The sequence below is a fragment of the Streptomyces sp. 5-10 genome (assembly GCF_014712245.1).
Classification (GTDB): domain Bacteria; phylum Actinomycetota; class Actinomycetes; order Streptomycetales; family Streptomycetaceae; genus Streptomyces; species Streptomyces violaceusniger.
In genome coordinates this window covers 1-19,116 of the sequence record NZ_JACVYG010000007.1, presented here as the reverse complement: position 1 = coordinate 19,116, position 19,116 = coordinate 1, and the positions used below count along the sequence as shown (strand labels likewise).

Genomic DNA, 19,116 nt, shown 5'->3' with positions numbered 1-19,116 from the left:
GAAAGCCCCCTGCTCAGGCGGGGGGTTTTTCTTTTCCCCGGACCAGGTCGTCACCCTCTGTGATCGCTGGGACACTGGTGTTTCACCCACCCCGATCACCTGAGGAACAAGAAGTGAAACTCCTCCGACGGGCCGCCCTGCTGGCCGCCTCGATGCTCGCTCTGTCCGCTCCGGCGGCCATGGCATACACACCCTCCGGATCCTCCGCGACGGGGGTGACTCATCCCGGCGCCGAGCTGACGATGTTCGTGACCGACGTCCAGAAGGGATACACCTACTCGTCCAGCCTTCAGTGCATGCCGAACGGCGGCGACCACAGCGACCCCTGGACGGCCTGCTACAGCCTGAAGCAGGCGGACGGCGACTTCGACAGGATCGAACCGCTCGACGGGGAGGTGTGTACGAAGGAGTACCAGCCGGTGGTGTTCACGGCGACTGGTCACTGGAAGGGTGAGCGGGTGTACTGGTCGAAGAAGTTCGCGAACCAGTGCGAGGGCAACATCGCCACCGCTGGCGCCTTCGACTTCTGAGCCTGGGAAGCCAGACGGCCCCCGCCCGTTCCCGGGTGGGGGCCGTCTGTGCTCACCTCATATGCCGTGAGACAGGATACCTGTCAGAGGGTGGCGATGAACGCCTTCCAGTCACTGGCCTCGAAGGTGAGGATGTGGCTGTCCTCGCCGAGCTTGGTGTCACGCACCGCGACCTGGCCGGTCGGGTGTACACCCTGCTCTACACACGTACCTGTGTTCGACGAGTAAGAAGATTTGTGCCACCCCGTGACACCATGCCTTCCCTTAGGAGTCTCAGTCAACAGTCTTCGGCCTTCCCGGTTCTCAACGTTGGTGTACTCGCTCAAGGTACCGTGCAGTCTCCTCAGGTGAGAGCGCCCTGTGCTGGAGATGCACGAACAGCTCCGCTGCCCGTCGAGCAACCTGCTGATCGTCGACTGCACTGCCTCCGAACAGGTTGTCGAGGTAGACAATCGATTCCGCGTCCTCGCCTCCAGCCGTGACAAGGAGGAGTGGTCGATCCGGAGTGGCCATCCCCTCCCCCGGTGTGTGGCGCAGTATCTGCACGCTGACGCCCTTGTCCCGGATCAGATGGACGAGATGCTTCGCCTGGTCTGTCATCACTTCTTCCGAGGCAACCGGGGCCTTGAAGGCAATCTCGCTGAAAACGAACCGAAGGTCAGGTCGATCCTTCTTGGTCAGGACCGCCTTGCGCTGATTGCGAATCTCCAGAGACTTGCGAGGGATGACCTTGTACGGGAATGTCTGATCATCTGCGCCCAGGATGAGTGCTTCGCTGTACGCCTTTGTCTGAACAAGACCAGGGATAACCATTGGTTCGTAATTACTGATCGATGTGGCCAGGTCTTCCAGGTCGGCGATCTCAATCTGAGCCAGATCCGCTGTCCCTCGATAACCTTCCCACCAGCCCTTCTTCCGGCTGGTTCGGGCCAGATCGATGATGCGCCTCGCGACCGCCTCGTCCTGTACGTCATACAAGCGCATGTACTTTTCGGCCGCCGCGACATCTACCGCAGTGTTGCCGGTCTCGTGACGATAGGCAGCAGCGCGACTCACCCCGAACTCTTTGGCCACGTCATCCATGGACAAGCCTGCGGCTTCACGCAGACGGTGCAGGTACCGACCCACGATCTGCTTACGGATCGTGGGTTTGCCCTGGTATGTCATGGTGCCTTCCTCTCGGGGTTCACCCATTCGGGTGACATGAGTGCAGAACAGTAGTTCGCAAGACTGAGATTATGTCAGAGTGGTACTTGCCACAAGGCTAGTATGTGGTGGATTCTGGTTAAGAAACGCACCAGCGACTGCCACTTTGGCTGGCGAGTTACTTGCGCCACCCGCATGTGGCAGCGTCAAGGACGCCGGATGAATCTACCCCGATCCATCCGGCGTTCGCGGCGGCGGCCCCTGTTCTTCCCTCGTGGGACACGGGCCGCCGACTCATCTCTGGGCCAGAGAGGATATGAGGTTGCATGACAGTGGCAGCAGCACCGGTAGGTCCACAGCGCTATGCCGAAACTTATCCAGCAACCGAGGTGTCTGCGACCCGCGCCCGTCACGACACATCTCTGATCCTGCTCACCTGGCATCTGGACCCAATGATTGAGGCAGCCGAGCTGATTGTCACCGAACTGATGGCAAACGCTGTTCGGCACGGCGAGGGGCCGATCAGTTTTTCTGTCACCCGCCTCACTGGCGGGGTGAAGATCTCGGTGTGCGATCGCTGCGCAAAGAAGCCGAACAGGTGTCCGGCAGATCTTTCCGATGAAGGCGGACGCGGCCTGTTCCTGGTGGAAACCCTGGCCACTTCATGGGGGTGTGAAGTGACGCGGAGCGGAAAAAAGGTGTGGGCGGAGCTGCTTTCGGGCGCACGCACTTAGGTACACAGGGCCCTGACTAAAGCGCAGACCCCCTCGACTTCTGGGGGTTCCTCGCGGAGCTGGATGCACAGCTCCTCCATGGTGGAGGCGGCGGTGACCTTGTCCCCAATCATGCGCGCCCGCCATTCCTGGTACCGCCTGATCGCCTCCTCGGCGCTCGCCGCAGCGTTCTTGCGGCATGTGCATGTCCCTTGCGGGCTCTGCTGATTTGGCATGCATCGATCTGTATCAGTCACATACCCTCCCCTAGGTACCTACGGCCTATGCCTGTGACCTGCGTCTCTCGATCGTGGATCGAGCCGCTGCCCCCGTGATGCGACCTGCCTGAACCGTAGGTGAAGACGCGAAGACCGCGCCACCTGCTCCAGTGTGACGCCGACCGCCCCCGCATGTCCTCAGCAAACAGCGAATATTTGCTTCCGTTTGAGGTTCCGTCAGCCACTGAGCGATGATCGGTAAGCGACTTCCTGGAAGAACGGTGGGTACATGCGCGTCTCGGTCATCGGCTGCGGCCACCTCGGAATCCCCCACGCTGCGGCCATGGCCGAGCTGGGCCATACGGTCATCGGCGTCGACATGGACCAGACAAAAGTTGACCGCCTCAACAAGGGAGACTGCCCGATCCACGAGGCAAACCTCCAGGAACTGCTGAACCGTCACATCCCCTCCGGGAAACTGTGGTTCACCACCGACATGTCCGAGGTGGCGCACTGTGACGTGCACTTCCTTGCCGTTGGCACCCCCACCGCGAAAGTCGGCCATCATTACGAGACCTCCCAGCTGATCCGGGCCGTACAGACCCTCGCCCCAAACCTGACCGGGCCATGCACGGTCATCGGGAAGTCCACGATCACCGCAGGGACGTCACGTCTGTTGAAGAACCTGCTGGCTGAACACGCGCCAGCCGGGGAGTCGGTGGAACTCGTCTGGAACCCTGAGTTTCTTCGTGAGGGCCGAGCCGTGGACGACACCCTGAACCCTGACCGGATCGTCGCCGGGGTGTTCTCGGACAGTGGCGAGCGCACTGTTCGGGAGGTCTATTCGAAGATCCTCAAGGGTGGCGTCCCCTTGTTCATCACGACCCCGGCCACGGCTGAGCTGGTCAAAGGCGCGGCGAACGCGTTCCTCGCCATGAAGATCTCCTTCATCAACGGAGTCTCCGACATGTGCAGGCAGGCCGGTGCGGACGCGATCGAGCTGGCCGAGGCCATCGGGATCGACCCGCGCATCGGCATCCGGGGCATGGCGCCCGGCCCGGGGTTCGGCGGCGGCTGCCTACCGAAGGATCTGAAGGCGTTCGCAGCGTCAGCCGAAGAGCTGGGGGCCTTGGATATGGCGGACTTGATGTGGTCGGTGGACCGGGTCAACTCATCCCGCCCGGAGGCCGCCATGGATCTGATCGAGGATGCACTGGGCGGCAGCGTGGCCGGTATGCGGGTGACGCTGTGGGGAGCCGCGTTCAAGGCAGGGACAAGTGATGTCCGGGAGTCCCCCGCACTGGCCTTGGCAGACCGCCTGACGCTGCACGGGGCTGTGGTGAGGGTGCACGATCCGCAGGCCCTGACGTCGGCCCTGAGGGAGCGCCCTGGTCTTCGGGTGGCGGAGTCGATGGAGGAATCAGTCTCCGGGTCGGATGCGGTCGTAGTGGCCACCGAGTGGCCGCAGTTCGCGGCAGCGAATCCTTTCGCCCTGGTGGGGCGGACCCCGTCTCCGACCGTGGTGGATCTTCGAAATGTTCTGGATGCGGCGCAGTGGCGGCGCGCAGGGTGGGCGGTACGCCAGCTGGGCAGGGCGTTTCAGGAATAAAAGCGTAGCAAGACATGTCGCTGTCTACCTGAAAACTGGCTCGAATCTATGCGAATTTTCGAGCACCCTGTGGTAGGTTCGCTCTGTCCGCAAACAAGAACCACGGGGAGGGTTCGATGACGGCTTCACGTCAGGCCATCTCATTCACGCGCAAGGGTTTCGCCAGCCTCGAAAGGCTGACCACCGAGACCGGGGAGTCCAAGTCCGACATGGTCAACCGCGCCCTGGAGGTCTACGACTTCCTGGAGAAGGAGAAGGCGGCCGGTGGCGAGCTGATGATCCGGCATCCAGGGGACGAGCTGCCTCAGCGGGTTCATCTCATCTGAGCAGATCTCCAACTGAACACGACAAAGGCCCCGATGTCCTGGAAGACCGGGGCCTGTCGCATGCCTGAAAACGCTACAACCACACGAGACGTGCACCGCTCATGCCAAAGAAGTGCACCAGTTCGAGGATGAGCAAGACGTGACTCAATCCCTCAACCTCAAGGAAGGTACCTCAACTCATGCGAGAAAGCCAGCTAGTTCAGCATGCGGAGGTCAAGTCATGAGCATCGAAGCGCTCGACTACGTGCGCACCCTGAAGGTTGGCAACCCGACCGTTCTCATGCTCCTGGCTAACCATGCTGATGAGCAGTTCAGCTGCTTCCCTTCGATGCCGCTTCTCGCGGCCGAGGTCGAGGTCACCAACAACGACGACAACCTGCGGATGCTGCGCCGATCCCGCAACAGCCGATACAACAACGGACACCTGGAAGGAGTGGAGAGGTGAGCTTCGAGTACATCGACGCCGCGATGAAGGCGACGGGCCTGTCCGCTTCCCAGAAGGCCGTACTCCTCAATTACTGCATCCGTGCCGACGCCCACGGCTACTCCTGGCCGGGCCGTAAGCGCATCGCGGACGACACCGGACTGTCCCTGCGCAGCGTCAATTACGCGAAGACTGCGCTCATCGAGATGAACCTCATCGCCAACAAGGAGCGCACCGACGCAAACAAGCGTCAGATCACTGACCTGGTGCGCGTCAACCTCGCTGGCGTCAAGGCCATCGCACGGAAAGCGAAAGACTACAAGGACAACCTTGTGGAGGAGATCACTTTCGCACGCCAGGAAGAGCCGCAGGTCACTAGGGGTGCAACCACTGCACCCTCCCCGGGTGAGGGGGTGCAAGAGCTGCACCCTGGGGGTGCAACCACTGCACCCTCCCCCTGCACCCCTTGCACCCCCGAGGGTGCAACCAGTGCACCCCTTGAAAGTCCACAGCAACCCCCACGCGAATCTTCAACGGAACCCTCATCTCTCTCCCCTTACCCCTCTCGGGAGGGTGCGGGAAGCGATGCGGGCCCTGAAGGGCCCGACGAGAGAGATGCGGCTTCGCCTCACAACCCCGCCGGGGTGCGGTCGGCGGCGGACCCCGGGAGCGATGAGGGGGGCTCTTTCCCGGGCGAGGTGACCGAGGTCGTGACGACTGCCGCGATCGAAGTCGGGGTGGATCCGGGTGAGGCTCTGGATGTGCTGAGTGCGTGGGACCGGTTGAGTTTCCGGTACTTCGGTGAACGGGGAACGCTGGAGGAGCTGCTGAACGAGGGTCCTGTCATCGTGGAGCAGCTGAATCTGGGGCGCTCTGCTGAAGAGATCAAGAGGAAGCTGGAGGGGGATTTCCGTGAGGCGGCGAGCGAGGCGGCGTGACCAGTTCTCCTGAACGGATCTCCTCCTGGCAGAATGATCGCGTGTCCGCGTCACTGGCTTCTCTCCCCGGAGCCGGGGCGCGGCTCTTCACCATCCGGGAGGGTTCGTGTCGGGCGTTCATGTCGTCTCGCTGGTCAACAAGGAACCTCAGGTCATCGCTTCCGGCGGTTACCAGCTTCTGCGGTTCCCATTCGAAGGCGAGTCGTATGACCGGTTCGGCATGCATGATCCGGTTCAGCCGGACGGCGGGAAGTCGGAGTTCCCGGATGACCGTTCGGGTCTGATCTGGCCGTCGCGGGAGGGCTGGGGGCAGCTGGAGGCGAACATTCACTGGGAGGCCGCGCCGGTAGGCGGGGTGGAGATCCCCGGCATCCCGGACTGGCTGTTCAAAAACCGGAACCGGTACTGCGAGGTACGAGACCGATTCGTCCGGGATCCACTGAACCTGGTCAAGGGTGAGCAGGGCGATGAGGGTGCGGGCGGGAATGCGACAGGGACGGATCACCGGGTGCCGTCACCGGGGTTGCAGGCGTTCACCAAGCAGCACGGCCTGTTTGTCCACCGGGGGGTTCCGGTGGGGCTGATGGTGGCGCATGACGCGAAGTGCCCGGTGAGGGTGGTTCATGCTCAGCTCAAGCTGACGATCTGGCCGGTGGCTCCGAAACCGAAGCGCTGATCGACTCGACGAAGGCCGCAAACCCCGCCCTTCAGGGCGGGGAGAAGTCACTCCGGTCAGGTGGTTTCGGTGAACTGGCCCCAGTTGTCGGCGTAGGCGGCGTTGACGTCGACCTGGGCTCCGGCGAAGTTTCCCCGGTGAACGGCCTGGTACAGGTGGATGCGGTCGGCGATGCGGCTGCCGGACCATGCGGCGGTCTGCCACCAGTAGGCAGCGTTGTCGCCCATGCGTTCTTTGGTTCCGGTGATGACGTCGATTCCCCCGTAGAGCCCGATGATGTAGGGGCCGAGGGCGGGGCGGGCTGCGGTGAGGTAGTCGGCCGCATGCTGGGCGGTGATTTTTTCGGAGTCGGCGGCGAAGTACACGGCTGACCCTTTGGGGGCTTTGAGTTTCTGCATGGCTTCGCGGGCTCGTTTGCCGTGGGTTTCGCCGGTCTTGCTGCCGCCGGTCATGGCGTCGCCGTCTTCCTGCCAGATGCAGCCGACGGAGAGTCCGGCTTTGAGCAGGGAGGTCAGTTCGTCTGTGGTGAGCCCTTGGCCGGTGTCGTCTTTGCCGATGCTGAGGTAGCGCAGTACTCCGGTGAAGCCGGACCGGCGGGTCCAGCTGGGTTCGGGCCGGTCCCAGCTGTAGTCGAGCACGAAGTTCATGATCCGAGTATCGGTTACACAGAGTGATTGACGTTGCATTGTGCAGCCGCAGCGGGGACCGGCGGCCATGTGCCGGGCCCGGATTCACGGCAGGGCTGTATCCACAGCAGTCTTGCCTCACCCTGCCCGCTGGACAGGGGTCTCTACGGGAAAGGTGAAGACCGATGAAGCTGCACACCCACGCTGTAGGCAGGGTCAGCGTCGTCATCATGGACCAGGACAAGGGCATCCTCAGTCACGTCGCCGCCACCCCGGACGAGCTGTGGTCCTGGATGAGGCTGGCGGACTCGAACTCCGAGGGGGACGACGCGTTCTTCCTGAGCGAGAGCGAGTGGCGCGAGGTCGTGCAGGCGCTCGACCGGCACGGCGCAGTCCATGTGGAGACGGAGTACGACTGTGATCTGGTGGTCATCCGGCACTTGCGCTGATCCGGCACCCCTTGGTGTGTGACGCATCGACTACCCACGGTCACAATGGTGACCGTGGGTTAAATGCTCCGATCAAGGGATTGTCTGTTGAGTTTCCTCCTTCGCCACCGCAGGCGCCTGACAGCTTCAGCAGGCGGCCTGGCTGCCCTTCTCGCGGCCTCAGGGCTATGGGTCTCCGGATATCAGGCCGGACAGGACTCCAGGCCGCCACAGAGGCACACAGAGAAATCCATGACCGGCATGAAGGGCATGGATCACGGCGGGAAGGACATCAACATCCCCGCCGTCTGTGCCGCGAATCTCCCCAGCGAGGCGCATGACACCATCGAGAACATCCTCAAGGGCGGACCGTATCCGCACGAGAAGGACGGGACGGTCTTCAAGAACCGCGAGGGCATCCTCCCACCCGAGGAGAAGGGGTACTACCACGAGTTCACCGTGGAGACCCCGGGGTCGGACGATCGGGGGGCCCGCCGGATCGTCACGGGCGGCGAGGAAGCCGATCAGGTCGAGGATTACTACAGCGACGATCACTACAGGTCATTCGAGCTGATCGACTACAAATGTGAAGGCGGCCCGTCCTCCGAGCCCTCGCCTTCACCTGATGGCACGGACTCCCCCAGGCCCGAGCCGAGCGGCAGTGCCGAGAACGGCTCGCCTCACGAGATTCTGGATCCGGTGTGCGTGAACGAGCTGCCCAAGGAGGCTCACGACACGCTGAGTTTGATCTGGAAGTACGGGGACGACGGAAGCAAGTTCCCGTTCCCGAAAAAGGACGGCTCTACTTTCGACTGGCGGCCGAATGACCCGTATCCATTCCCCAGGAAGCCCCAGGGTTACTACAAGGAGTACACCGTAATCACGCCCGGTGCGCCTAACCGGGGGAAATTGCGGATTGTGACCGGTGGAGATCCGAAGGACAAGGTCGAGGACTGGTGGAGCGACGACCACTACGACACGTTCCACCCAATTGACTACACCTGCGACACATCAGGCCCGAATGCCCCGTCTCCGATGGGGAGTCGCTGATGCCCGGGGATATCTACCCGCCGGACTACAACACGGATCGGGGTAAAGTCCGGGCTCTGATTCCGGATGTAGAGCAGGTGGATTTCGCCGGGGAGGGTGTCCCGGAATACCTGTTCTCGGACACGCATATCGACGCGTTCCTGGCGATCTACTCATCGAAGCCGCAGACGATCCGGGTACTGCGGGCCGGTGCTGCCGCATTGCGGGCCGTCGCGGTCTCCGAGGGTTTGATTGCGAAGGTTATTCGCACCGAAGACCTTCAGACCGATGGCGCCAAGATGACCACGGCTTTGCTTGCGGGCGCCAAGCAGCTGGATGATCAAGCCGACAAAGAGGAAGAGGACGACGACTGGGAATACGGCTTCCAGGTAGTCGACTACCAACCGTCTCCCTGTGATCTTCCGTACTGGATGCACGGCTTCCCCGGGGGGCGGCCGGTCGGACCGACGGTTCCGGCGGCCGGGTTCGGACGCTGGCTCTGACACCATCCCCAAGGGTGTGTCTCAGGGGGCAAGTAGAGTCCGTTCCGGAAAGGGAAGAGAAGGAGATCACCCCTGATGGAACCGTCGATGCTGCCCGAGTTCGTTCACGACCTCGCCACCTGGACCCGGCAGTCCGCAGCCACTCTGTGGTGCGCCAAAGCGGCCCAGGGCTCCCCGTTCTGGTGGCCGCCCGGCGTGGCCAACCCGGGCAAGGCGGCCCTTGAGCTGCGCGAGGAGGTGTACGGCCGGATGCTGGGGCAGGTCGGGGAGCATCACCTGGCGCACGGCATGGCTCTGGAGGCCCAACAGAAGGCCACCATTCGCTCTTATCGTGAGCTGGCCGACTGGCATGCCGACACCCTGGAGGCGTCCTACAGGATGCCGCACAAGATCGGCAAGGACATCACCTACCTGGCGGCCCGCACTCAGATGGGCATGTACCGGCTTGAGCTGGACAAGCTGCCAGCCTCACGTGGCTTCATTCTGTGGGACACCCCCATCGGCGAGGCCGAGCCCCGAGGGCAGCTCACGGCTCATTACGAGCCCGGGACCGGTCGGCTCCTCGACGTCGAGTTGGTCGACGACATGATGAAGGGCTTCCGTGAATCGGACACTCCGGTGGTTGCCGCGAGCTGGCGTGTGCTGCCCGGCGCCAAGGAGGTCGGGGTGGTGTTCTACTCGGACGGCACCAAGGCCCGTGCGAATTATGAGGCGTTCGCCGAGAGTCAGAGGCGTGAGCTGCCGCCTGGCATGAGTCTCGACAAGGACGCAATGAAACTTCAGCTGTCCGACCCGCTGCCGCTGGAGCGGGAGCAGGTTCTTCCGCTGGACCGGACTTTGGGGTGGTTCGATGATGATTCGGTCGAGGAGCGTCTGAGGCCGACCATTTCTTCGGATCCGTCTTTCTTGCGGGAGGCGGAACGTCGCCACGTGGGCGATCAGTTCGTTCAGGCGAACGAGAAGGTTCTGCCGATGCTGACGCAGATGGTGAAGACGTTCGTGTCGACGCTGGTGATCCGGCACATGAAGCTCACCGCCCGGGAGGAGGTTCCGGCTCCGAAGCATTCGGTGAAGCGGATGCGGCGTGCGGGTGCGGACGTCGAGAGTCAGCGCCCCGCTGTGGAGGTGGTGCGCATCGGCAAGCCTTTGCGGCACCGGAGCAACAAAGCGAAGGGCTCGGGCTCATCGTGGAAGGTGAAGACGGTGGTGGGCCCGGTGATCCGTACTCGTCAGTACATCCCGGCTCGCAATGAGTACCGGGATGGCATCTGGGAGATCGAGCCGTATGTGGCAGGTGATCCGGACGCTCCATGGTCGGAGCGGGCCAAGGTCTTCCTCCTGGAGTGAACCAGGGGACCCCTGATCCGGGGTGGGAGTATGCATTGCATGACCCACACCAGGACCCATGTCTACCTTGCGTTCGCCAACCCGCATCTCGTCTGCGACCTCTGCCGTCAGCCGGTGCCCCGCTGGCACAACAATGACAGGTGCGGCTGCACCGAAGGGAGCTGGCTCTACCCGTGCAGCCACAACGCCGAGGCCGTCAGTAGCTGCCCGTCCTGGTCACCTGTCGACGGCTGTCTGTGCCAGGAGTTCCTTGGCAAGGTCGATCATGCCGTCGCGGCGGCCATGTGAGTTGCCGCAGCGTGGGACTCCCTCTCCGGAGGTGCACGACATGCTGATGATCCTGGATCCAGTCTTCGATCTCGGTTGAGATGGCCGCCCCCATCGCGGAGGCGGCTTTCTCTTTACCCGGGGAGGGGGCAAATGTTTGCAACCTTCCGCGAGTAGATGTTTGTAATTGTGATCATCGTCGAGAGTGTGTCAGGATGACTTCGCTCTCAGCGAGCACTCCCGGAAAGGGGAAATGACATGACCGGCACCATCCGGCACCCGGTGATCTCCGACCTGATGAGGGCCCTGCACGCCCGGCCGGAATCCGAGATCAAGTACCCGATGAAGGGGTACCGGATCGAGGAAGCCCTCAAGGGCTTCGCCAGCGAGGCCATCCATGACGCCGCCCTCGGTGCCCAGGAACTCGGACTCGTCCAGATCGACCCTGAGAGCTGGCACCACGACATCAGTCTCACCGAGGAAGGTCGAGCCTGGTCGGAGGATGCGCAGCTTCCCGCCATCACCTACGTCTACCGCATCGACGGCGAGCTGGCTGTCGGCACACTCGCCAACTGGGCCAAAGCATGGGAGCACTCCCAGTACTCCGACATTCACGTGGAGGCCGAGCTGGTCACCTGGGGCCACCGCGACGGGTTCAGTGTCCAGGTGGACCGTCTTCCGGACGGCGAGGATGACTACTACATCGACTACCGCGTCTGGGCTGCCGGAGAAACGGCGTCCGCGCGTATCGACGGGAGGGCCTGACCGTGGCCAGGGTGATGGATCTGACCGCTTTCCGCAGTGACCTCACCGAGGTCATCGACAACCTCGACGATACCGGCCCGGTATATCTGAAGAAGTACAAGGACACGGTCGCCGAGGTCCGCTCCGCCACCCCGGAGGGTGAGCGCCGCTACGCCAAGAGCGCCTTGGGTGTCTTCCGCTATCTGGAAGAGCTGGGTACTGGAATCCCGGATGAGCTGGTCCGGCTTGGCGTGGACACCCTTGCTGCTCTCGGCGAACTGGCCGAGAGGCATCAGCAGCTTGTCGCCAGCGGCGCCAGCTTCAGTCGCTACCCCGAGGACTGCTTGCCCGACGAAGGCTCTCTCACGGTCAATGATGCACTCGCCCGCCTCTACTTCGGCGACGACTACCCCGGGCAAACCGAGGATCCCTATGCCTGGTTCTGCACCTGTGCGCACCTTCAGGCTGAGGCGGACCGGCGCGGCATGAGCACGGAGCTGCCTATGCCCAACGCTGACGACGAGGATGAGCCGACCTTCGTGGAGCTGGCGGTCGCCTCCGGCCATACACCGGAGAGTCTGGCCACCTTCGGCATCAATGCTCTCGACCAGGGTGTTCCCCTTGCCAAGCTAGCCGACCTCCTTGGGTCAGAGCCGGTGCCTGCCGATGTCGCTGCACTGCCTGAATACAGTGATCACTGGTTCAGGGAATTGACCGAGTCGGGTCTTTCGCACGCCGAGACGGCCTCTTTCTTCCGCAAGGGCCTGGGTCGCAAGGCGAACGACGCTGTTCACCTCGTCAAATGCGGCGCCATAACAGCTGACGAGATCAAGGAACTGCTGGCTTCCGGAATCAGTATCCCTCTGGTGCGACGCGCCAGCCGCGACGGCCTGACGCCTGACGAGTGGAAGGTTCAGGTGCCGAAGATCCAGCACCTGAAGTACAAGGGTGTCGGTGAATTTGGCACGGAGGGCGGCGTCTTGCCGTTCCGTCTACTGGTCGAGGCGACCGACCTGAAGGTTTCTCTGGTCCGCTGGGACAACAACAGCATGCCGGTTGAGGAGGAGCGCAAGAGGCGCTTTTTCCATGCGGATGCCGAGAAGCGGCAAAGTATGTACCCCTGGAATCTGGTTTACCCGGACCACGTGCTGAATCTGGCTCGCGCCGGAGTTTCCCCATCCTTCATCTCGGCCCTCGGCAAGCTGATGCGCGAACAGGACCATTGGGGTCCGAATAGCTTTGCCGATCTGGCGATCCAGGTGCATGGACTGGGGTTGACCACGGACATGATCAATGCCATGTCCCGCCTGGACAGTAAGCGGCCGAAGTTCAGCCCGGCGCAGCTCGTTGCCGTCCTGGAGGAGGGTCTGTCCGGTACCGGCGTGACCCACTACCTCGCTGACCGTTACGCCAAGCCTGAGCAGTGGATCTCGGACCTGCGTGAGCGGCGCGAGCGCCAGCTGGTGACAGACGCCTTTGTGGCGACGGTGGAGCACACCGAAGCCTGGAGGGCGGTACGGGATGCCGCTCTGAAGATGAAGGACATGATCAAGTCTCGCGCACTGCGCGGCGAGATCTACCTGAAGGAGATTGTCGAGAAGTTCCTGGCGGACAAGCCGCTCAACGACCGGGAGCTGGCAATCCTGCTCAACCAGACTGCCTACTCATTCGACAGCCGCAATCTTCTGCTCAAGACATGGCAGGAGGAGTACGCGCAGCAGAAGGATGCAGTCCATCAGCTGGCCAAGAACTTCAGCGACATGAGCAAAGCGCCCACGACCCGAAGGTGAGGGTATCCACGAAAGGAATCGGAGATGAGTCACGGGTTCCCGGACATGCCGGTCCCGGAGATGTCGGTCGATGGCGTTGCCGACGTCATGGATGCATGGGAGAGCGGTCCCGGCCTCGCGCATCTGCATGAACTGGTTGCGAACAAGCTGGGGGACGACTTGGCCGCGAGAGTGTGGAAGTACGCCTGTCAGACCCGCAATGATCGCAACGCCACATCCTCACAAGACGGGCTTCCGGAAGGGACGAGCTGACGGCAGATGACTTCTCGTTCACCGCTGCTGTCGTCTAGCTTCTGGGCCGAACCGGGAAGCAGGTCACCAAGGGGGCAGTAGAGTCCAGGGTCATGGACCTCATGGATTACTCGGATGCTCTGCATATCTGCCGTCACAGCAGGCAGCGGATTTCGCGGACCGGATGGAACGGCAAGGGTCAGTATGTCGTCTATCAGGAGGGGTACCCGGAGGGCATTCCGATCAACAAGAACACTTCGGATGCCACAGGGATCCCGGAGGGAACGGTGGTGAAGTTCCTGCCGTACCTGATGTTCCATACGTCGGACGGGGCGTTCGTTCCCTGGATTGCGTCCCAGACGGACATGCTGGGCACCGACTGGTTTGTCCTCGATGGCGACTGATTCGGTTTCACCTCAAGGCGCCGTGGGCCTGGAATCTGCTCACGGCGCCTTGCGCATGTAGCCTCCGGAGCAGCTGGCCATGGGCTCCGGGGTCTGCTTGCCCTGGATATACTCCTTGAAGAACTTGTCCACGCGCGGGTCGTCGGCCCGGCTGACGTTCAGCTGGTGACCCCAGGCGGTGAGGGTGATCGGTGACTTCTGACCCTTGTAAGGACTGATCATGGTGTAGGTGGTCGAGGCCACCTTCTTCTTCAGTGCCTTGACGTCGGTCTCGCTGGCCTTGTCGGTGTATGTCACCCACACCGCGCCGTGCTCCAGTGAGTGCACCGCGTTCTCGTCGCGGACCGGCTTGGCGTACACGGTCCCCATACATTTGAGCCACACCGGATTGTGGTCGCCACCGACTGGCGGGCTCATCGGGTAGTGCACAGGCTTCTTGGTGTGGTTCCGGCTCAGGTCGCTCCAGACCTTGACGCCTTCGATGACATGGGACCGCTGCTTGTCCTGGAGCGCGGAAGTCAGGGCCCATCCCCCACCCGTGAGGGCGGCGATTCCAATGACGACTGCCGACCCGACGGTGATGCGGATTTTGCGAGTCCGCCGCTTTTCCTCGGCGATAAGCCGCGCGGAGTTCGCTCGCCGGATCTGGTGCTTGTCGGTGCGCATGGAGCCTCTTAGGTATCGCCCGGTACGATCACCGTGAGTCACGGTTAGATACAAATCGTAAGGGGCCCACGGTGGGTTACGAGCACGACGGTCACAACAACGGGCGTGGACGCGGCCATGGCAACAAGGGTCACGACTGGGACGAGGGTCACGGCCACGGCGGAGACGAGAAGCCCGGCCGCCCGCACATCGACAGCATTCAGATCTTCCGCGACGGTGACGTCACCGTACTCATGATCGACGGCGAGGAGTCCCGCATCCCGGGTATCTGCGCCGATGTCCGGCTGAGCTACGACGGGCGCGTCACCGTCTTCCTCTCCGCGATCCTCTGCGCCGACCGCGCAGAGGTCGGCGGAATCGTCGGGAGCTGAAACCGTGTCGCGTCTCCTGAGTCGCCGGGCGATGGACGCACGGTGGCCCTGGCATCAGAGGAGCGTGCCCATTGGCCACATGAACGGTGTGGTCGAGATCTTCCGGCGCTCGGGAGACGTGAACGACTACGGATTTGACGTCATGACCGGAGGGCTCACTCAGCCGGACGGCCGGGGCGGCAAGACCTATCCGGATATGTGTCTGCTGTATCGGGGTCAGGCCCGTGGGGCGAACAACAAGGACTGGAGGGCCAGGGTGCGGACCACCCAGGGCGAGTCCGGAACGGTTCATGCGTTCCGCGTCCAGGTGCCGCAGCGGGAATGTCCTCCGATTCATGCCCATGATGTGATCCGTTTTGTTTCTGTACCTCCGGACATGGAGCTGCTGCATCATGTTTTCCATGTCCGGAATTCAATGACGTCTTCGAATGCCTGGGTGCGGAATCTGCTGTGCGATCTGGACGCCGCCCACCCCCAGGTGCTCCCTCCGCCGTACGAGGGAAAGCCGCTGGATATCTCGGAAATTCCTGAGCCGGTAACGGACTGCGTGGGGTGCGGATGATCCGTAACGTACCCAAGGGGAGGGGTTGCTGAGATGGCCCGAGTGGAATTCAAGTACAACTATCAATCCGGTGGTGGTGGATACCGGTACTACGGGAGCGGGGCGCCGAGTGGCGGCTATGACGTCGGCCTGGACGCCTTCGTCGTCAATCATCTGAACAGAACGCGTCAGCGTCTCATTCTTGACATGTCCAATATGCGGCGCAAGGGCGAGTCCATTGTCCGCGCGAAATCCCGTGTCGACACAGGGCGCATGAAGTCGATGGTGACGGGCACGGGTGATTTCGGTACGGACATCCTGAAGATTTCCTTTGGGTGGGAGACCCTTCGCCCCTACTACGCTCCGTTCCAGGAATTCGGAACCCGCAGGGGCATTGAACCCATGATGGCAGTCCTCACGGCGTACAACACAGTACTCGCTGACCTGCGATCAAGGCTTGGCGGAACCTGACTCTTCTGTTTGATCGAGAAGCTGACATGGATTGAGTCCGAGGAACCGGAAGGGTGAATGGTCATAACGGTCGCGGTTGACTTCGATGGCGTTATCCATGCGTACAGCAAGGGCTGGCACGACGGGACGATCTACGACCCGCCAATGCAGGGAGCGCTGGAGGGCCTTTGTCTCCTGATGGAGGTCCACGCGGTGTTCATCTTCACAAGCAGAGACGCTGGCCAGGTTGCCCAGTGGCTTACCGAACGAGGTTTTTCCTGCGAGCTTGATTTTGATGGCACATTCTGGAACAAGCGTGGTTGTCTGCTGGTGACTAACCGCAAGCTGCCCGCCAGCGCATACCTGGACGACCGCGCCGTGCCATTTACCTCATGGAATCAAGCCCTTCTGGATCTGGGCGCCAGAACCTGATGGCAACTGTCTACGACTGGCAGATGGATATTTACGACCGCCTGCGGAACGGACTGCCGCATACGCGGGTTTTCCTGGAAGGTGTGCCGGAGAACTCTCGCCTTCCAAAGGATCCGACGGGGCTGATCAAACCTCTGATCGTAATCTGGTATGGGCAGCTCACAGATTATGAGAGCCGCATGCAGACAACTGTGACCGGGCTGTGCGATGAAGACGGCGAAGATGCTTCCGCCCAGAAGGTGGCCAGTGTTCTGGTCGAGGCAATCGCGCCTTCCGGACTGTCTCTGCTCCAGCTGGAGAATTTGGTGCGCGGGCTGCTGACCGGGTTCAAGCCGGATGATCAAGGTCCGCTGTCGGAAACAGGATCAACAACGATCCGTGATCCGACAGCGGTGGGCATCGGTGACACGATCCGCTTCTACAAGCCCATTGTGTTCTCGGGCAAGATTCAGGCGGGTGGCATCGTTCCGCCCATTACGCCACCGGTTTCAGGCGATCCTTCCCCTCAATAAGGGTTGCAGATCCTATGCGAAAAAGGCTCTGATCTAATAGAATATTCCTGCACGAACGCGAAACCCCCGGGACGTGGACCCCGGGGGTTGGCTGTGCGCAATGACGAAGGAGCGTCATCGTGGGACAAGTTACATGCTGGGTCGATGAATGTACAGAACGGCAGGTCAAGTGGGGCATGTGTCCACGCCATCACAGCCTGTGGCTGGAACACTTCCCGCGAAAGCGGACACGCCTGTACGGGAAAACCGAGGTGGATCGCTTCTGGTTCTACATCCAAGAGGGAGTGGGTAAAGATACCCAACGGGAGTTTGGAGCGAAACCTGACTGCTGGGTTTGGCTTGGGGCCCTCGATGTTAGCGGATACGGTCACTTTAATGGCGGAAAGGTAATCGCCGACAGTACCAAGACGCATCGAGTCTCGCTCAACCTCGCTGGCATCCAGATACCTGATGGATTCGAATCAGACCACCTCTGCCGGTTTAGGCCGTGCTCCAATCCGGGCCACCTGGAGCCGGTCCCAGGAAAGGTGAATTACCTTCGTGGCATAGGTTTCGCTGCGGAAAACGCTCGCAAGACGCACTGCCCACAAGGTCATGAGTACACGGAAGAGAACACGCTGATTCAGGTAAACGGGTGGCGCCAATGCAGGACATGTAATCGCGGACACAGCAAGACCTACGTCAGCACCGACGAGTATCGAGCGCGACGCCGGGAGGCACGCGAACCGATAACGGGGGTGCGCGGCAAAGGGCAGTATCAAGCACAGAAGGGCTGTTGCAAGGAAGGTCACCTCCTCGAAGGCGACAACCTCGTCCTGGAGAGGCGGAAGCGCTCGAATGGTGACGTGACACATGTCCGCCGCTGTCGGACCTGCACCCTGACCAAGGCGCGCGACAACCACGCTAAGCGCAAGGGTGGCGTGGACAACCGGCGCTCCGACGAAACATGCAAGAACGGACATCCGCGCACCGAAGAAAATACACGCTGGACGAACGGCAAGCGGTACTGCCGCGTGTGCCACCGCGAGCGCGCGAAGGAAAGTTACAACAAGAAGGGTTGAGTCCCTTCGGTAAGGGCGCCCCTGATCGTGGGGCGCCCTTTGCTTTGCCCATCAACCTCCACGTAGAGCGATGAGTCGGTCACTTTGTGCTACTGGGCACATACACTAAGAGTGACTATTGATCGCTGTGGGTAACGGTCTCCGGCCCACAAAGTACTAGTGGCTGGGGAAAGACGCATGTCAGCAGTGAAGGCCCTAGGTCCAACGGTGACCGTGTGGTGGATCGACGACGGTAACCAAGAAGAGGACTGCTACGACGGCCACTTCGGAGACGGGCTCGACAACATCTCCTGCCCGACCTCGGCCGAGATCAACGCGGGCGTCAACATCTCCTGCGCCATGACCACCGAGTTCGACCTGGGATGGGAAGACCGCGACACCGACGACACGCGCGGCCTGTGTGACGACGCGGCGGTCAACAACCCGACCACCAAGAACTACCAGGCGCAGCTCAACTTCTTTGTGGACCGGAATCCGAACAAAAAGGAAGAGTCCATCTACAACGAGGTCATGCAGCTGTTCAAGAAGCCGCTGCGTTCCGGCTACCTCGTGCAGCGGATTTCCAAGCACCCGCGCAAGGACCCCGAGGCGGCCGAAGGCGACTGGGTGACGGTCTTCAAGGTGTACTCGGGTGACCCGAATGTCGTCAATGACACCGAGGCTCCGCTTCAGTTGCAGATCACTTTCTATCCGCAGGGTGAGTCTTCGGATGGGCTTGTGCAGGTGGACGTTTGCCCGCCGTGCGGCAGCTGACATCTGATTGTTACGCTGTGTGAAGATATACACGAAGTCGACTACAGGGAGTTTTCGTGAGCGAGCCCATGCCACTTCCACCTCTGCCCGGCGAGGGTGAGGGTGACGGCACTTCGCAGGACAAGACCATCACGATCGAGTCGAAGAGCACGATCACCGTCAAGTGTGGTGCGAGCGACGGCGGCGAGACCCCCCCGATTCCGCTGCCCGAGCCACAGCCCGAGCCGGGCCCGGAGGGCCCTGGCGACGGTGGGGAGCCAACCCCTGAGCCAGGTCCGGGCATCCCCGAGGGCCCCAGCGGTGACGAGGAGCCAGGCCCGGACCCAATGCCGGTCCCGGGTGGCGAGGACACCCCAGCCCCTGACGGCGGTGACAAGCCCG

The 19,116-nt window shown here is 62.0% G+C and carries 27 protein-coding genes and 2 pseudogenes; 25 read left to right on the top strand and 4 right to left on the bottom strand.

Annotated elements, in window-relative coordinates; all coding sequences use genetic code 11:
• Positions 1-113 precede the first annotated feature (113 nt).
• Positions 114-530 carry an SSI family serine proteinase inhibitor gene (locus tag IEJ02_RS10570; protein WP_191064519.1) on the top strand — a complete coding sequence of 139 codons (417 nt, stop codon included), beginning with the start codon at positions 114-116 and terminating at the stop codon, positions 528-530.
• A gap of 83 nt (positions 531-613) precedes the next feature.
• Here the strand turns inward: IEJ02_RS10570 and IEJ02_RS10565 are convergent, their stop codons facing one another.
• Together IEJ02_RS10565 and IEJ02_RS10560 are read right to left on the bottom strand one after the other, a co-directional pair.
• Positions 614-856, bottom strand: coding sequence for a DUF397 domain-containing protein (locus tag IEJ02_RS10565; RefSeq protein ID WP_223863684.1), 243 nt, complete (start codon positions 854-856; stop codon positions 614-616).
• Complete coding sequence (locus IEJ02_RS10560) at positions 834-1,697, bottom strand: helix-turn-helix domain-containing protein (RefSeq protein ID WP_191064518.1); 864 nt, start codon at positions 1,695-1,697, stop codon at positions 834-836. Before IEJ02_RS10560 ends, IEJ02_RS10565 begins: the two co-directional genes overlap by 23 nt.
• Before the next feature lie 305 nt (positions 1,698-2,002).
• On the opposite strand from IEJ02_RS10560, the gene IEJ02_RS10555 reads away from it, so the two are divergent.
• From IEJ02_RS10555 to IEJ02_RS10530, 6 genes are all read left to right on the top strand, one after another.
• Complete coding sequence (locus IEJ02_RS10555; protein WP_191064517.1) at positions 2,003-2,410, top strand: ATP-binding protein; 408 nt, start codon at positions 2,003-2,005, stop codon at positions 2,408-2,410.
• Positions 2,411-2,896: 486 nt separating this feature from the next.
• On the top strand, positions 2,897-4,216 hold the full coding sequence (locus IEJ02_RS10550; RefSeq protein WP_191064516.1) for a UDP-glucose dehydrogenase family protein: 1,320 nt from the start codon (positions 2,897-2,899) through the stop codon (positions 4,214-4,216).
• Between the two features lie 116 nt (positions 4,217-4,332).
• A complete protein-coding gene (locus IEJ02_RS10545; RefSeq protein WP_191064515.1) occupies positions 4,333-4,542 on the top strand; it encodes a hypothetical protein in 210 nt (69 codons plus the stop codon).
• A gap of 220 nt (positions 4,543-4,762) precedes the next feature.
• Positions 4,763-4,987, top strand: a complete 225-nt coding sequence (locus IEJ02_RS10540; protein ID WP_191064514.1) for a hypothetical protein — start codon at positions 4,763-4,765, stop codon at positions 4,985-4,987.
• Positions 4,984-5,904: a helix-turn-helix domain-containing protein gene (locus IEJ02_RS10535; protein ID WP_191064513.1), complete on the top strand. Its 921-nt coding sequence runs from the start codon at positions 4,984-4,986 to the stop codon at positions 5,902-5,904. The genes IEJ02_RS10540 and IEJ02_RS10535 overlap by 4 nt, the downstream gene beginning before the upstream one ends.
• A gap of 106 nt (positions 5,905-6,010) precedes the next feature.
• Positions 6,011-6,580 carry a hypothetical protein gene (locus IEJ02_RS10530; RefSeq protein WP_191064512.1) on the top strand — a complete coding sequence of 190 codons (570 nt, stop codon included), beginning with the start codon at positions 6,011-6,013 and terminating at the stop codon, positions 6,578-6,580.
• 56 nt (positions 6,581-6,636) lie between these two features.
• On the opposite strand, the gene IEJ02_RS10525 is transcribed toward IEJ02_RS10530, so the two are convergent.
• The gene (locus tag IEJ02_RS10525; RefSeq protein ID WP_191064511.1) at positions 6,637-7,227 is read right to left on the bottom strand and encodes a glycoside hydrolase domain-containing protein; all 591 of its coding nucleotides are present in this window, start codon (positions 7,225-7,227) and stop codon (positions 6,637-6,639) included.
• A 164-nt stretch (positions 7,228-7,391) separates the two neighbouring features.
• On the opposite strand from IEJ02_RS10525, the gene IEJ02_RS10520 reads away from it, so the two are divergent.
• The 10 genes and pseudogenes from IEJ02_RS10520 (at position 7,392) to IEJ02_RS10475 (ending at position 13,949) form a co-directional block, all read left to right on the top strand.
• Entirely contained in the window at positions 7,392-7,655 is a 264-nt protein-coding gene (locus IEJ02_RS10520; protein WP_191064510.1) for a hypothetical protein, read from the top strand.
• Between the two features lie 240 nt (positions 7,656-7,895).
• Positions 7,896-8,222: pseudogene (locus tag IEJ02_RS10515) on the top strand (ribonuclease domain-containing protein); the annotation flags it as partial.
• 111 nt (positions 8,223-8,333) lie between these two features.
• Entirely contained in the window at positions 8,334-8,684 is a 351-nt protein-coding gene (locus IEJ02_RS10510; protein WP_317985777.1) for a ribonuclease domain-containing protein, read from the top strand.
• A complete protein-coding gene (locus IEJ02_RS10505) occupies positions 8,684-9,166 on the top strand; it encodes a hypothetical protein (RefSeq protein ID WP_191064509.1) in 483 nt (160 codons plus the stop codon). The genes IEJ02_RS10510 and IEJ02_RS10505 overlap by 1 nt, the downstream gene beginning before the upstream one ends.
• Before the next feature lie 75 nt (positions 9,167-9,241).
• Positions 9,242-10,513 (top strand): hypothetical protein, encoded by a 1,272-nt coding sequence (locus IEJ02_RS10500; RefSeq protein ID WP_191064508.1) that lies wholly within the window; start codon positions 9,242-9,244, stop codon positions 10,511-10,513.
• Between the two features lie 39 nt (positions 10,514-10,552).
• The gene (locus tag IEJ02_RS10495) at positions 10,553-10,801 is read left to right on the top strand and encodes a hypothetical protein (RefSeq protein ID WP_191064507.1); all 249 of its coding nucleotides are present in this window, start codon (positions 10,553-10,555) and stop codon (positions 10,799-10,801) included.
• 237 nt (positions 10,802-11,038) lie between these two features.
• Entirely contained in the window at positions 11,039-11,545 is a 507-nt protein-coding gene (locus IEJ02_RS10490; RefSeq protein WP_191064506.1) for a hypothetical protein, read from the top strand.
• A gap of 11 nt (positions 11,546-11,556) precedes the next feature.
• Positions 11,557-13,314 carry a hypothetical protein gene (locus IEJ02_RS10485; protein WP_191064505.1) on the top strand — a complete coding sequence of 586 codons (1,758 nt, stop codon included), beginning with the start codon at positions 11,557-11,559 and terminating at the stop codon, positions 13,312-13,314.
• A 24-nt stretch (positions 13,315-13,338) separates the two neighbouring features.
• A complete protein-coding gene (locus IEJ02_RS10480) occupies positions 13,339-13,566 on the top strand; it encodes a hypothetical protein (RefSeq protein WP_191064504.1) in 228 nt (75 codons plus the stop codon).
• Positions 13,567-13,658: 92 nt separating this feature from the next.
• Positions 13,659-13,949, top strand: a complete 291-nt coding sequence (locus tag IEJ02_RS10475) for a DUF2829 domain-containing protein (RefSeq protein ID WP_191064503.1) — start codon at positions 13,659-13,661, stop codon at positions 13,947-13,949.
• A 39-nt stretch (positions 13,950-13,988) separates the two neighbouring features.
• Here the strand turns inward: IEJ02_RS10475 and IEJ02_RS10470 are convergent, their stop codons facing one another.
• On the bottom strand, positions 13,989-14,615 hold the full coding sequence (locus IEJ02_RS10470; RefSeq protein ID WP_191064502.1) for a thioredoxin-like domain-containing protein: 627 nt from the start codon (positions 14,613-14,615) through the stop codon (positions 13,989-13,991).
• A gap of 71 nt (positions 14,616-14,686) precedes the next feature.
• Between IEJ02_RS10470 and IEJ02_RS10465 the strand changes: the two genes are divergently transcribed.
• The 8 genes and pseudogenes from IEJ02_RS10465 to IEJ02_RS48435 all read left to right on the top strand — a co-directional run.
• Positions 14,687-14,986 carry a hypothetical protein gene (locus IEJ02_RS10465; RefSeq protein ID WP_191064501.1) on the top strand — a complete coding sequence of 100 codons (300 nt, stop codon included), beginning with the start codon at positions 14,687-14,689 and terminating at the stop codon, positions 14,984-14,986.
• Between the two features lie 31 nt (positions 14,987-15,017).
• The gene (locus tag IEJ02_RS10460) at positions 15,018-15,548 is read left to right on the top strand and encodes a DUF6093 family protein (protein WP_223863704.1); all 531 of its coding nucleotides are present in this window, start codon (positions 15,018-15,020) and stop codon (positions 15,546-15,548) included.
• 42 nt (positions 15,549-15,590) lie between these two features.
• Positions 15,591-15,998: a hypothetical protein gene (locus tag IEJ02_RS10455; RefSeq protein ID WP_191064499.1), complete on the top strand. Its 408-nt coding sequence runs from the start codon at positions 15,591-15,593 to the stop codon at positions 15,996-15,998.
• 57 nt (positions 15,999-16,055) lie between these two features.
• Entirely contained in the window at positions 16,056-16,409 is a 354-nt protein-coding gene (locus tag IEJ02_RS10450; RefSeq protein ID WP_191064498.1) for a hypothetical protein, read from the top strand.
• A gap of 23 nt (positions 16,410-16,432) precedes the next feature.
• The gene (locus IEJ02_RS10445; protein WP_191064497.1) at positions 16,433-16,921 is read left to right on the top strand and encodes a hypothetical protein; all 489 of its coding nucleotides are present in this window, start codon (positions 16,433-16,435) and stop codon (positions 16,919-16,921) included.
• A 527-nt stretch (positions 16,922-17,448) separates the two neighbouring features.
• Positions 17,449-17,982, top strand: coding sequence for a hypothetical protein (locus tag IEJ02_RS10440; protein WP_191064496.1), 534 nt, complete (start codon positions 17,449-17,451; stop codon positions 17,980-17,982).
• A gap of 177 nt (positions 17,983-18,159) precedes the next feature.
• Positions 18,160-18,735: a phage tail tube protein gene (locus IEJ02_RS10435; protein ID WP_191064495.1), complete on the top strand. Its 576-nt coding sequence runs from the start codon at positions 18,160-18,162 to the stop codon at positions 18,733-18,735.
• 56 nt (positions 18,736-18,791) lie between these two features.
• Positions 18,792-19,116 (top strand): annotated as a pseudogene (locus IEJ02_RS48435) (hypothetical protein); the annotation flags it as partial.

Coding starts and splice junctions, on each gene's coding strand:
- IEJ02_RS10500 (WP_191064508.1), top strand. CDS start 9,242: ATGGAACCGTCGATGCTGCCCGAGTTCGTTCACGACCTCGCCACCTGG.
- IEJ02_RS10460 (WP_223863704.1), top strand. CDS start 15,018: ATGGACGCACGGTGGCCCTGGCATCAGAGGAGCGTGCCCATTGGCCAC.
- IEJ02_RS10555 (WP_191064517.1), top strand. CDS start 2,003: ATGACAGTGGCAGCAGCACCGGTAGGTCCACAGCGCTATGCCGAAACT.
- IEJ02_RS10445 (WP_191064497.1), top strand. CDS start 16,433: ATGGATATTTACGACCGCCTGCGGAACGGACTGCCGCATACGCGGGTT.
- IEJ02_RS10505 (WP_191064509.1), top strand. CDS start 8,684: ATGCCCGGGGATATCTACCCGCCGGACTACAACACGGATCGGGGTAAA.
- IEJ02_RS10520 (WP_191064510.1), top strand. CDS start 7,392: ATGAAGCTGCACACCCACGCTGTAGGCAGGGTCAGCGTCGTCATCATG.
- IEJ02_RS10545 (WP_191064515.1), top strand. CDS start 4,333: ATGACGGCTTCACGTCAGGCCATCTCATTCACGCGCAAGGGTTTCGCC.
- IEJ02_RS10495 (WP_191064507.1), top strand. CDS start 10,553: ATGACCCACACCAGGACCCATGTCTACCTTGCGTTCGCCAACCCGCAT.
- IEJ02_RS10525 (WP_191064511.1), bottom strand. CDS start 7,227: ATGAACTTCGTGCTCGACTACAGCTGGGACCGGCCCGAACCCAGCTGG.
- IEJ02_RS10435 (WP_191064495.1), top strand. CDS start 18,160: ATGTCAGCAGTGAAGGCCCTAGGTCCAACGGTGACCGTGTGGTGGATC.
- IEJ02_RS10540 (WP_191064514.1), top strand. CDS start 4,763: ATGAGCATCGAAGCGCTCGACTACGTGCGCACCCTGAAGGTTGGCAAC.
- IEJ02_RS10470 (WP_191064502.1), bottom strand. CDS start 14,615: ATGCGCACCGACAAGCACCAGATCCGGCGAGCGAACTCCGCGCGGCTT.
- IEJ02_RS10475 (WP_191064503.1), top strand. CDS start 13,659: ATGGACCTCATGGATTACTCGGATGCTCTGCATATCTGCCGTCACAGC.
- IEJ02_RS10550 (WP_191064516.1), top strand. CDS start 2,897: ATGCGCGTCTCGGTCATCGGCTGCGGCCACCTCGGAATCCCCCACGCT.
- IEJ02_RS10480 (WP_191064504.1), top strand. CDS start 13,339: ATGAGTCACGGGTTCCCGGACATGCCGGTCCCGGAGATGTCGGTCGAT.
- IEJ02_RS10560 (WP_191064518.1), bottom strand. CDS start 1,697: ATGACATACCAGGGCAAACCCACGATCCGTAAGCAGATCGTGGGTCGG.
- IEJ02_RS10450 (WP_191064498.1), top strand. CDS start 16,056: ATGGTCATAACGGTCGCGGTTGACTTCGATGGCGTTATCCATGCGTAC.
- IEJ02_RS10490 (WP_191064506.1), top strand. CDS start 11,039: ATGACCGGCACCATCCGGCACCCGGTGATCTCCGACCTGATGAGGGCC.